The organism is Enterobacter cloacae complex sp. 372C4, assembly GCF_050030615.1.
In the GTDB taxonomy this organism is placed as follows: Bacteria; Pseudomonadota; Gammaproteobacteria; order Enterobacterales; family Enterobacteriaceae; genus Enterobacter; species Enterobacter intestinihominis.
Genome location: NZ_JBLGUQ010000001.1, coordinates 1,147,189 through 1,159,228, shown reverse-complemented (window position 1 = coordinate 1,159,228; position 12,040 = coordinate 1,147,189). Strand labels below are relative to the sequence as shown.

Annotated in this window: 11 protein-coding genes and 1 pseudogene; 6 read left to right on the top strand and 6 right to left on the bottom strand. The window is 58.0% G+C overall.

Features of this window, described 5'->3' with window-relative positions; translation table 11 throughout:
* The first annotated feature begins 5 nt into the window (after window positions 1–5).
* Window positions 6–1,193, top strand: coding sequence for a glycoside hydrolase family 88 protein (locus tag ACQG11_RS05535; RefSeq protein WP_426728231.1), 1,188 nt, complete (start codon window positions 6–8; stop codon window positions 1,191–1,193).
* 12 nt (window positions 1,194–1,205) lie between these two features.
* Here ACQG11_RS05535 and ACQG11_RS05530 read toward each other — a convergent pair whose 3' ends face one another.
* The 6 genes from ACQG11_RS05530 to qseB form a co-directional block, all read right to left on the bottom strand.
* Window positions 1,206–1,733: a hypothetical protein gene (locus tag ACQG11_RS05530; protein ID WP_048966582.1), complete on the bottom strand. Its 528-nt coding sequence runs from the start codon at window positions 1,731–1,733 to the stop codon at window positions 1,206–1,208.
* 39 nt (window positions 1,734–1,772) lie between these two features.
* A complete protein-coding gene (gene lysM / locus ACQG11_RS05525) occupies window positions 1,773–2,213 on the bottom strand; it encodes a peptidoglycan-binding protein LysM (RefSeq protein ID WP_022649412.1) in 441 nt (146 codons plus the stop codon).
* A 151-nt stretch (window positions 2,214–2,364) separates the two neighbouring features.
* Window positions 2,365–2,679 (bottom strand): putative quinol monooxygenase, encoded by a 315-nt coding sequence (locus tag ACQG11_RS05520; protein WP_003862506.1) that lies wholly within the window; start codon window positions 2,677–2,679, stop codon window positions 2,365–2,367.
* Between the two features lie 30 nt (window positions 2,680–2,709).
* Window positions 2,710–3,291, bottom strand: coding sequence for an NAD(P)H-dependent oxidoreductase (locus ACQG11_RS05515; protein ID WP_426728230.1), 582 nt, complete (start codon window positions 3,289–3,291; stop codon window positions 2,710–2,712).
* A 104-nt stretch (window positions 3,292–3,395) separates the two neighbouring features.
* Window positions 3,396–4,745, bottom strand: coding sequence for a quorum sensing histidine kinase QseC (gene qseC / locus ACQG11_RS05510; protein WP_157506663.1), 1,350 nt, complete (start codon window positions 4,743–4,745; stop codon window positions 3,396–3,398).
* Complete coding sequence (gene qseB / locus ACQG11_RS05505; RefSeq protein WP_022649409.1) at window positions 4,742–5,401, bottom strand: quorum sensing response regulator transcription factor QseB; 660 nt, start codon at window positions 5,399–5,401, stop codon at window positions 4,742–4,744. The genes qseC and qseB overlap by 4 nt, the downstream gene beginning before the upstream one ends.
* A gap of 139 nt (window positions 5,402–5,540) precedes the next feature.
* Between qseB and ACQG11_RS05500 the strand changes: the two genes are divergently transcribed.
* The 5 genes and pseudogenes from ACQG11_RS05500 to ACQG11_RS05480 form a co-directional block, all read left to right on the top strand.
* Window positions 5,541–5,942, top strand: a complete 402-nt coding sequence (locus ACQG11_RS05500) for a YgiW/YdeI family stress tolerance OB fold protein (RefSeq protein ID WP_022649408.1) — start codon at window positions 5,541–5,543, stop codon at window positions 5,940–5,942.
* Between the two features lie 118 nt (window positions 5,943–6,060).
* The gene (gene parC, locus ACQG11_RS05495; RefSeq protein ID WP_023298608.1) at window positions 6,061–8,319 is read left to right on the top strand and encodes a DNA topoisomerase IV subunit A; all 2,259 of its coding nucleotides are present in this window, start codon (window positions 6,061–6,063) and stop codon (window positions 8,317–8,319) included.
* Window positions 8,320–8,481: 162 nt separating this feature from the next.
* The gene (plsC, locus tag ACQG11_RS05490; RefSeq protein WP_022649406.1) at window positions 8,482–9,219 is read left to right on the top strand and encodes a 1-acylglycerol-3-phosphate O-acyltransferase; all 738 of its coding nucleotides are present in this window, start codon (window positions 8,482–8,484) and stop codon (window positions 9,217–9,219) included.
* Window positions 9,220–9,280: 61 nt separating this feature from the next.
* Window positions 9,281–10,693, top strand: coding sequence for a cell division protein FtsP (ftsP, locus tag ACQG11_RS05485; RefSeq protein ID WP_426728229.1), 1,413 nt, complete (start codon window positions 9,281–9,283; stop codon window positions 10,691–10,693).
* Between the two features lie 151 nt (window positions 10,694–10,844).
* Window positions 10,845–12,020 (top strand): annotated as a pseudogene (locus tag ACQG11_RS05480) (YgiQ family radical SAM protein); the annotation flags it as partial.
* Window positions 12,021–12,040 lie beyond the last annotated feature (20 nt).

Below are 12,040 nucleotides of genomic sequence, written 5' to 3'. Positions count from 1 at the left end.
GAAATATGTTAAGTCGTATCAAAGAAGAACGTCTGCCTGTTATCGCTGCGCCCGTTGACTCCCGCGCATTCAGCGATGAACTGAATTCGGCGCGCAGCCACGTTCTGGACCTGATTAGCCGTCATTTAACGGAGTTCGGCGACAAATTCCCGGCGGAAACCTGCCAGAACGGTTTTTATCCGCTGACTGACAACGTGGAGTGGACCACCAGCTTCTGGACCGGGCAGCTGTGGCTGGCGTGGGAGATGAGCGGCGAGGAAAAATTCCGTGCGATGGCGGAAAAACACGTGCGCTCGTTTGGCCTGCGCATCGCCGGGCGCAACGACACCAACACCCACGATTTAGGCTTCCTCTACACGCTCTCCTGCGTAGCCGCGTGGCGGCTGACCGGAAATCGCGAGGCGCGCGGCTTCTCGCTGCTGGCGGCGGAAGCTCTGCTGGAACGCTTCCACGAGAAGGCGAAGATCATCCAGGCGTGGGGCGATCTCTCCGATCCGGACCAGGCCGGGCGGATGATCATCGACTGCAACATGAACCTGCCGCTGCTCTACTGGGCAACGGAGCAGACGGGCGATCCGCGCTTTGCCGACGCCGCAAAAGCGCACGTCATGCAGGCGGCGACGTACCTCATTCGTGACGATGCCTCCACCTTCCACACCTACTATATGGATGTGACAACCGGCGCACCGCGCTACGGCAACACCCAGCAGGGCTACGCCGACGACTCCTGCTGGTCACGCGGGCAGGCGTGGGGAATTTACGGCTTCCTGCTGAGCTATATCTATACCGGCGACGAGAAGATGATCGCCCTGTCAAAACGGCTGGCGAACTACTTCCTCAATCGCCTGCCCGACGACTACGTCTGCCACTGGGATCTGGCGCTGGTGGGCACCGACGCGCTGCGTGACTCTTCCTCGGCGGCGATTGCGGTATGTGGGCTGCTGGAGCTGGTGAAACACCTGCCGGTCACGGATCCGGATCGCGAGCGCTATATGGAATGGGCTAAAGGCATTATGTCGTCACTGACGAAACACTATCTGATGGGGAGAGAAGAAAAGGGCAACGGGCTGCTTAAACACTCGGTTTACCACCTCGGGAGCAACAAAGGCGTGGATGAGTGCGCAAGCTGGGGAGATTACTTCTACGTTGAGGCGCTGGTGCGTTTCACCCGGAGCTGGAAACTGTACTGGTAACTGGCCGGGGGATTACCATCCAAGCACGTCTTTAATGACGCGCCGGTAGGGCGTATCAAGCTGGGCAGGCACGCGGCAAATATAGTCCCGCGCATGGCTGCGGGTCTCTCCGCTGAGGCCGTCGAGATAAGCGATGGCTTCGTCCACGGCAGGAACCCTGCCTTCCTGTGACGCGCTTCTCGGCGGGAGCCCGGTCCAGATGATCGCTTCAATACCTTTCTCCCTGGCCCATGTTGACAGGATACCCGTGTCGCGTCCGGTGATTAGCAGCGAGCCAATGCCATCGCAGCGATCCTCGGGAATGGCTTCGCGCTCACGCAAAGCGCGGCAGGCCACGCTCAACGTTGTGGCCTCCAGCCATGCCCAAAGCACCGGCACGGCAGGGGCATTCATACAGATGGCGGTCGCCAGTTCACCGCCATCGCTGACCCGACAGAACTCGACGGGCAAAGAAGGCCCGTCGGTCTGCCACTCACCGGCTACCGGTAACGCGCCGCTTTTCCAGATTAACGAACCCCAGCCAAGACAAGCTATTTTCATTCTGTTCCTCTGCGCGACGTGAACCGACTGTTTTAGACGTTATGCTTTAGGAATACGCAGCGTCTGGCCGGGATAGATTTTATCGGGGCTGGAGAGCATAGGGCGGTTAGCCTCAAAAATCTTGTTGTACTGGTTAGCATCGCCGTACACGGTTTTAGAGATCGCGCTCAGGGTATCGCCGGATTTCACCGTATAGTAAGTAGCTTCATCTTTGGCATCTGTCGCGGTGATGTTGTTCTCCACCTCGCTGACGCCTGCGATGTTGCCGACGGCGACCTGGATTTTTTCTTTCTGCTCCTGCGTCAGCCCGTCGCCCGTCACGCTGGCTTTGCCGTCGGTGACGTCAACCTGAACCTTATCGGAACCGGGAATGTTGAGTTTCTTGAGGTGCTCGGTGATTTTGTCGCTCTGACCCTTATGATCGGTCAGATTGTCCCACAGCTTTTCGCCTGCTTCTTTTACGAAATTAAAAAGACCCATTCCATCCTCCTGTTTAACATGAAGTCAGAATAAGCATAGCAGTTGAGTGTTAAGGTGATAAAAAAAGCCCGGTGGCGTTAACGCTTACCGGGCCTGGGAGGGAAGTTGTAGGCCGGATAAACGCAGTGCTACCCGGCAAATTTCACAGAACTTAGACCCCTTGCTCCAGAATACGAATATGGGTTTCCAGAACGTCCCCTTTCACCGCGTCGCTCCACGCTTTCATATGCGCGGTCTGCAAATGCGCTTCAAGGTGCGCGACGGTTTCCCACTGCTCAACCATGATGATCGAGTCTGGCGCGGTCGCCTGGAAGCTTGCGCTGGTGGCGGCGTCCACCATTGGCGCGTAGCCGTGGCAGCCTTCTTCTTTCAGTACGGTCGGGATGATCTTTGCGAACTCATCCAGCACCGCCTGGCGGTGATGTTGGCCAGGACGCGTACGGATTTCAGCAATAACGGTAAGCATAATTAACTCCTTCTAATTCCAGGCTACCAGTTAAGCAAAAATTTCCGCGAGATGCTTGCGATATTCTGCGATATAGCGTGGGACGTCCGGCATTTTAATTACGTCATTGACGATAAAGGTCGGCAGCGGCTCCATAGCCAGGAACTGATTCGCCTTGTGGAATGGCAGATACGCGCCGTCTACGCCTACGCCTTCAAAGAACTGATCTTGCTCGGTGAACGCTTCAAGCGGGGCATTCCAGGTCAGGGAGAGCATGTATTTCTTGCCCTGCAACAGGCCGCCGGAACCGTATGTTTTAGACGCGTCTGAGCGGGTGCGGCCGTCGCTGGCATACAGCGAACCGTGACCTTCGGTAAACACATCGTCCATGTATTTTTTCACGGTCCACGGTGCGCCCATCCACCAGCCCGGCATCTGCCAGATAACCACGTCGGCCCACAGGAAGTTCTGCACTTCGGCCTTCACGTCGTAATCGCTGTCCGCGCGCACAACCTTAACATCATGTCCGGCGTCGCGCAGGAAACCATCCGCGACCTCGGTCAGGGTGTCATTGAGCTGGCCTTTAGAGTGCGCAAATTCTTTCGCGCCGTTGATAATCAGAATGTTGCTCATTATTTGTCCTCGATGCTGAGAGTATGCCAGGTATTCTACGCGCGAGGACGGAGCGGAAAAATAAGCAAAATGTGCAAAGTCTTTTGCGCTCATCGCAATAATGGCTACCAGCTGACGGTCACCTCAAAGCCCCCTTCAGGCGCATTGCCCAGCGAGACGCGCATCCCGTGTAACGCCGCGATGCGCTTCACGATAGACAACCCCAGACCGCTGCCGGTGGCGTCCTGGCCCGGTGGACGATAAAAGCGCTCGCCGAGACGCGCCAGCGCATCGGGTGAAATGCCCGGGCCGTTGTCGCGCACGGTAAAGCTTTGGGTGTTCAGCGTCACGTCCACCACGCTGCCGCGCGGGCTGTAACGAACGGCGTTGTCCAGCAGGTTACGCGCCAGCAGGCTCAGCAATAGCGGCTGTCCGTGACGCATCACCTCGGGCGCGTTGACGTTGAGCCGAATATCAATGCCCGCCTGCTGCGCCGGATGCCAGATATCCAGCACTGCGGATTGCAGCAAATCGGCCATCATCACGGGTTCGACGTCATCAAGATTATCCAGTGAATCCAGGCGCGACAGGGTGAGAAGCTGGTCCACCAGTCGGGAGGCGCGGTCGATGCCCGCATGCAATTGCCCCAGCGCTTTAGACTGCGCCCCGGGATCGTCAAGGGAAAGCTGCGCCACGTCGGTTTGCACCTTCAGCGCGGCAAGCGGGCTGCGCAACTCATGAGCGGCATCCGAGGTGAAGCGGCGCTCGCGGGCCATCATCTCCTGCGTACGGGCGAAAAGATGGTTAAGCGCATCAAGCAGCGGGCGAACCTCCGTCGGCACGCCGTGGGTGGGCAGCGTATCGGTCGCATCCGGCGAGCGTGAACGCAGGGTCTGCGCCAGGTTTTTCAGCGGTTTCAGTTCCCGGCTCAGCAGGACAATCAGCAACATCAGCATTACGGGCAGCGCCACCAGCCACGGCGTCAGCTGCGAGCTGACCACGTCCAGCGCCATATCTTGTCGGTACTCCCACTCCTGGCCAACCACCACGCGGTATTTCCCGTCCGGGGAGGTCAGCCACAGGAAACGCCATTCGTCGTTGTCATCCTGCAACCGACCGTCATCAAATCCGTCCCGGCGGTAGTGATAAGGTATGTCACGCCCGTTCTCACCGTCGTTAAGCACCATGCTGCCGTCTGCGGTGAAGATTGCGAAGGCCAGCGCATCGTCGTCAAGATGGCCGTGTTTGGCTTTTTTCGGCACCTCGCGCATGCGTTCCGGGGCGCGGAGTTCGTCCACGTCCATCGTCAGCAGCCGTTTGGCAAACAGCATCTGCTGGGTATCGAACAGCTTATCGAGCTTGTCGGTCGTCTGGTGCCAGGCCACCACGCTTGCGGCAAACCAGGCCGCCAGGGACAGCAGCAAAAAGAGGAGCGTCAGGCGCAGCTTCAGGCTCAGGCGTTGGGTCAGTTTCATGCGTCACCCAGGGTATAACCGATGCCGTGCACGGTGCGGATAAATTCGCTGCCGAGCTTGCGGCGTAAATGATGAACGTGGACTTCGACGGCGTTGCTGGAGACGTCATCATCCCAGTTGTAGAGTTTCTCTTCGATGGCCTTGCGCGGCAGCACGCGGCCCGCGTTGCGCATCAGCAGTTCCAGCAGGGCGAACTCTTTGGGTTTGAGCACCAGCGTTTCGCCCTCCAGCGTGGCGACGAGACTTGCCGGATCGAGCGTGACCTTGCCGTGACGCAGCTCGCTGCGCGCCTGCCCGTGGCTGCGGCGCACCAGCGCTTCGAGGCGGGCTGCCACTTCAATCAGCGCGAACGGCTTACACAGGTAATCATCCGCCCCCAGGCGTAACCCTTCGACGCGCTGATTCAGCGCATCCCGCGCGGTGAGGATCAGCACCGGTTCGCTCTTACCGCTTTCGCGCCAGGCGCGCAGGATCTCAAGCCCGTCGATTTCCGGCAGCGTCAGGTCCAGCACCACGGCATCGTACGGCGCGGTGTACAGGGCCGCCTGCCCGGTTTTACCGTCGGTAAACCAGTCCACGTTAAAGCCCATTTTGCTTAAGCCCGCTTTGATGCCATCGCCGATGAGCTTGTCGTCTTCTACCAGTAAAATGCGCATATTTCCTCCTTGATGCCGTCAGTAAACCTTCTGCAAGCGCCTGCTGTACAGTAAAAATAAATAAATTTTCCCCTTAAGAAGTTGTTAAGGTTTACCCTGTTTAATGGATTGTGAAACGACATTAAAGGGAGAGATTAAGATGAAAAAATACGCTGCAATTGCTGCCATTATGATGATGACCACTGCCCCTGTTTTTGCTGCACAGGGTGGCTTCTCTGGCCCATCTGCGACACAGACCCAGACGCAAACCCAGCAGGGTGGCTTTGTCGATAATAACGCCAACCTCACTACCGCGGCTAAAGTCAAAGATATGAAGGACGACAGCTGGGTGAAGCTGCGCGGTAATATTACCGAGCGCCTGTCCGATGACCGTTACACCTTCCGCGATGAAAGCGGCACGGTGGTGGTGGAGATCGACCACAAGCGCTGGAACGGCGTGACGGTGACGCCACAGGATAAAGTCGAACTCCAGGGTAAAATCGATAAAGACTGGAACGAGTTTGAAATCGACGTGAAGCAGGTTATCAAGCTGAACAAATAACCCGGAAAGGGCCGTTTATGCGGCCCTTTTTCTTTGTGACTCAACTCGCCAGATGAGGTAGTATCTGCGGCAATATTGCCTGAAACCCATCGGTTTCTGAGTTGAGGAATCACACGTAATGAGCGATATGGCAGAGCGCCTCGCGCTACATGAATTCACGGAAAACGCCTACCTGAACTACTCCATGTACGTCATCATGGACAGGGCGTTGCCGTTTATCGGGGATGGCCTGAAGCCCGTTCAGCGCCGCATCGTCTATGCGATGTCCGAACTGGGGCTGAATGCGACCGCCAAGTTCAAGAAATCCGCCCGTACCGTCGGTGACGTGCTGGGGAAATACCATCCGCACGGTGACAGCGCCTGCTATGAAGCGATGGTGCTGATGGCCCAGCCGTTCTCTTACCGCTATCCGCTGGTGGATGGCCAGGGGAACTGGGGGGCGCCGGACGATCCGAAATCCTTCGCGGCGATGCGTTATACCGAATCCCGCCTGTCTAAATATGCCGAAGTGCTGTTGGGCGAGCTGGGGCAGGGTACGGTCGACTGGGTACCAAACTTCGACGGTACGATGCAGGAGCCGAAAATGCTGCCTGCGCGTCTGCCGAACATCCTGCTGAACGGCACGACCGGTATCGCCGTGGGCATGGCGACGGACATTCCGCCGCACAACCTGCGTGAAGTGGCGAAAGCCGCCATCACCCTGATTGAGCAGCCAAAAACCTCGCTGGACGATCTGCTGGATATCGTGCAGGGGCCGGACTATCCGACCGAAGCCGAGATCATCACCTCGCGTGCGGAAATCCGTAAAATCTACCAGAACGGCCGCGGCTCCGTGCGCATGCGCGCGGTATGGACCAAAGAGGATGGCGCCGTGGTGATCACCGCGCTGCCGCACCAGGTCTCCGGCGCGAAGGTGCTGGAGCAGATTGCCTCCCAGATGCGCAATAAAAAGCTGCCGATGGTGGACGACCTGCGTGACGAATCGGACCACGAAAACCCGACCCGTCTGGTGATCGTGCCGCGCTCTAACCGCGTGGATATGGAGCAGGTGATGAACCACCTGTTCGCCACTACCGATCTGGAAAAAAGCTACCGCATCAACCTGAACATGATTGGTCTGGACGGTCGCCCGGCGGTGAAAAACCTGCTGGAGATCCTCACCGAATGGCTGGCCTTCCGCCGCGATACGGTGCGCCGCCGTCTGAACCATCGCCTGGAGAAAGTGCTTAAGCGCCTGCATATCCTCGAAGGTTTGCTGGTGGCGTTCCTCAACATTGACGAAGTGATTGAGATCATTCGTACCGAGGACGAACCTAAGCCTGCCCTGATGTCGCGCTTTGGCATCAGCGAAACCCAGGCCGAAGCGATCCTCGAACTGAAGCTGCGCCATCTCGCTAAGCTGGAAGAGATGAAGATCCGCGGCGAGCAGAACGAGCTGGAAAAAGAGCGCGATCAGCTTCAGGCGATTCTGGCGTCCGAGCGCAAGATGAACACCCTGCTGAAGAAAGAGTTGCAGGCCGATGCCGACGCCTTTGGCGACGACCGTCGTTCTCCGCTGCATGAGCGCGAAGAAGCGAAGGCGATGAACGAGCACGACATGCTGCCGTCCGAGCCGGTGACCATCGTGCTTTCCCAGAGCGGCTGGGTGCGTAGCGCCAAAGGCCACGATATCGACGCGCCGGGTCTGAGCTACAAATCCGGTGACAGCTTCAAGGCGGCGGTGAAGGGCAAGAGCAACCAGCCGGTGGCGTTTATCGACTCCACGGGCCGCAGCTACGCCATTGATCCGATCACGCTGCCATCCGCGCGCGGGCAGGGCGAACCGCTGACCGGCAAGCTGACGCTGCCGCCGGGCGCCACGGTTGACCATATGCTGATGGAAGCCGACGATCAAAAACTGCTGATGGCGTCTGATGCTGGCTACGGCTTTATCTGCACCTTTAACGATCTGGTATCGCGTAACCGCGCCGGTAAAGCGCTGATCAGCCTGCCGGATAACGCCCACGTCATGCCGCCGCTGATCATCGAGAACGAAAGCGATATGCTGCTGGCGATCACCGCTGCCGGACGCATGCTGATGTTCCCGGTCAGCGATCTGCCGGAGCTGTCGAAAGGGAAGGGCAACAAGATCATCAGTATCCCGTCAGCGGAAGCGGCAAAAGGCGAAGATAGCCTGGCGCATCTCTTCCTGCTGCCGCCGCAGAGCACGCTGACCATTCATGTCGGCAAACGTAAGATCAAACTGCGTCCGGAAGAGTTGCAGAAGGTGGTTGGCGAGCGCGGACGTCGCGGCTCACTGATGCGTGGCCTGCAGCGCATCGACCGCGTGGAGATCGACTCGCCGGCGCGCAGCAAAGCGGACGACAGCGAAGAGTAACCTGTTTCATCCCCCCTCTTTCCGGAGGGGGATTACCATAAAATTTCCCGTAAAAACGTTGTTAATTCGTGCGTTGCGATTAACAATACGCGCTCGTAATAAAGTCCTTACCTGGCCACAGGTGAAGTATAATTGTCAGCTGTCAGGGCTTCAGAGGTCGCTATGCTATACATTGTTCGTCTTATTCTTACCGTTATTTACTGCATTCTGGTCTGTATTTTCGGATCGATTTATTGCCTGTTCAGCCCGCGTAACCCAAAACATGTCGCGACGTTCGGGCACATGTTTGGTCGCCTTGCGCCATTGTTCGGCCTGAAGGTTGAAAAGCGTCTGCCTGAAGGGGCGGAGAATTTCGGTAACGCCATCTATATCGCTAACCATCAAAACAACTACGATATGGTGACGGCCTCAAATATTGTTATTCCGCCGACCGTAACCGTCGGGAAAAAGAGCCTGCTGTGGATCCCGCTTTTCGGCCAACTGTACTGGCTCACCGGTAACTTGCTGATTGACCGCAACAACCGTGCGAAAGCGCATGGCACCATTGCGGAAGTGGTGGATCAGTTTAAAAAGCGCCGGATCTCAATCTGGATGTTCCCGGAAGGGACGCGCAGCCGCGGTCGCGGCCTGCTGCCGTTCAAGACCGGCGCGTTTCATGCTGCAATTGCGGCAGGCGTTCCAATTATTCCCGTGTGCGTTTCCAATACATCGAATAAGATTAATCTTAACCGTCTGAAAAACGGACTGGTCATTGTCGAAATGCTACCGCCGGTGGATACCTCCAAATACGGTAAAGACCAGGTGCGCGAGCTGGCCACGCACTGCCGCGAGCTGATGGCTCAGCACATTGCACAGCTCGATAAAGAAGTTGCAGAGCGAGAAGCCGCCGGTAAGATTTAACCCGGTTTCGTTCAAGGGAAAACGAATTCCCGCGTTGTTAGTCGTTTCAGATGGAGCTTATATGTCACTCAGTCGGCGTCAGTTTATTCAGGCTTCGGGTATCGCCCTTTGTGCGGGTGCGATGCCGCGGACAGCCAGCGCCGCCGGGCAGCAACAGCCGCTGCCTATTCCGCCGTTGATTGAATCCCGTCGCGGACAGCCGCTATTCCTCACGCTTCAGCGTAGCCACTGGTCCTTTACCCAGGGAACGCGCGCGCAGGTATGGGGCATTAACGGACGCTACCTCGGGCCGACCATTCGCGTGTGGAATGGGGATGACGTCAAGCTCATCTACAGTAACCGGACGACGGAAAATGTCGCAATGACCGTCAGTGGGTTGCAGGTGCCGGGGCCGCTGATGGGCGGCGCGGCGCGCATGATGTCGCCGAATGCCGACTGGGCGCCCGTCCTCCCGATTCGTCAGAGCGCGGCGACATTGTGGTATCACGCCAACACCCCGAACCGCACCGCCCAGCAGGTCTATAACGGCCTGGCCGGGATGTGGCTGATTGAAGATGAGGTCAGTAAAACGCTGCCGATCCCGAATCACTACGGTGTTGATGATTTCCCGATCATTATTCAGGACAAGCGTCTGGATAACTTCGGTACGCCGGAGTACAGCGAGCCGGGCAGCGGTGGCTTTGTGGGCGATACGCTGCTGGTTAACGGCGCGCAAAGCCCGTATGTCGAAGTGTCTCGAGGCTGGGTGCGCCTGCGTCTGTTGAATGCCTCTAACGCGCGCCGCTACCTGCTGCAAATGAGCGACGGCCGCGCCCTGCATGTGATTTCAGGCGATCAGGGGTTATTACCTGCGCCGGTGTCGGTGAAACAGCTGGCGCTTGCGCCGGGCGAACGTCGTGAAATCCTCGTGGATATGACCAACGGGGATGAAGTGTCCGTGACCTGCGGCGAAGCGGCAAGCATTGTTGACCGCATTCGCGGCTTCTTTGAACCGTCGAGCGTTCTGGTCTCCACGCTGGTGCTGACGCTGCGCCCGACCGGCCTGTTGCCGCTGGTGACCGACAGTCTGCCGATGCGCCTGCTGCCGCAGGAAATTGTGACCGGCCCGGCAGTACGCAGTCGCGATATCAGCCTTGGCGACGATCCGGGCATCAACGGCGCGCTGTGGGACGTAAATCGTATTGATATCACCGCCCAGCAGGGAACCTGGGAGCGCTGGACCGTCCGCTCGGAGATGCCGCAGTCGTTCCATATTGAAGGGGTGTCATTCCTGATCCGCAACGTCAACGGGGCGATGCCGTTCCCGGAAGACAGGGGCTGGAAAGATACCGTCTGGGTGGATGGGCAGGTAGAACTGCTCGTCTACTATGGACAGCCGTCATGGCCGCACTTCCCGTTCCTGTTCCACAGCCAGACGCTGGAGATGATGGACAGGGGGTCGGTAGGGCAGATGCTGGTGAATCCGGCACCGTAAAACGAGTCGGGTGGCGGCTTCGCCTTACCCGACCTACAGGCCCGTAGGCCCGGTAAGCGTAGCGTCACCGGGCAATAAATACCCCTTCATTTCCCCCGATAAACCAGCGTATAATCCCGCTCCTTTTGTCTATTTTTTCTTCGGAAGCATTATGAGCGCAATTTCCCTGATCCAGCCGGATCGCGACCTCTTCTCCTGGCCCCAGTACTGGGCAGCCTGCTTTGGACCGGCGCCGTTCCTGCCGATGTCCCGGGAAGAGATGGATCAACTGGGCTGGGACAGCTGCGATATCATTCTGGTGACGGGTGATGCGTATGTCGATCACCCGAGCTTTGGCATGGCGATCTGCGGCCGTATGCTGGAAGCTCAGGGTTTCCGCGTGGGGATTATTTCTCAGCCTGACTGGAACAGCAAAGACGACTTTATGCGTCTGGGTAAACCTAACCTGTTCTTTGGCGTGACCGCGGGCAACATGGACTCGATGATCAACCGCTATACCGCGGACCGTAAGCTGCGCCATGACGACGCTTATACGGCAGATAACGTGGCGGGTAAACGTCCCGATCGCGCGACCCTCGTCTACACCCAGCGATGCAAAGAAGCATGGAAAGACGTGCCGGTGATCCTGGGCGGCATCGAGGCGAGCCTGCGCCGCACCGCGCACTACGACTACTGGTCTGACACCGTGCGCCGTTCGGTGCTGGTGGATTCGAAAGCCGACATGCTGATCTTCGGCAACGGCGAGCGTCCGCTGGTGGAAGTGGCGCATCGCCTGGCGCAGGGTGAAGCGGTCAGCGAGATCCGCGACGTGCGCAACACCGCGATCATGGTGAAAGAGGCGCTGCCGGGCTGGAGCGGGGTGGATTCCCGCATTATCGATATGCCGGGCAAAATCGACCCTATCCCGCATCCGTACGGTGACGATCTGCCGTGCGCGGATAACAAACCAGTTGAGCCGAAGAAAGCGGAAGCAAAGGCCGTGGTGGTGCAGCCGCCGCGTCCGAAGCCGTGGGAAAAGACCTATGTGCTGCTGCCGTCATATGAGAAGGTCAAAGCTGACAAGGTGCTCTACGCACACGCCTCCCGTATTTTGCACCATGAAACCAACCCGGGCTGTGCCCGCGCGTTGATGCAAAAGCACGGCGAGCGTTATATCTGGGTTAACCCGCCGGCGATCCCGCTCTCTACCGAAGAGATGGACAGCGTTTTTGCCCTGCCGTACAAGCGTGTGCCGCATCCGTCATATGGCAACAGCCGTATTCCGGCGTACGAGATGATCCGCTTCTCGGTCAACATCATGCGCGGCTGCTTCGGCGGGTGCTCCTTTACTCTTGTTTTTATGTATTT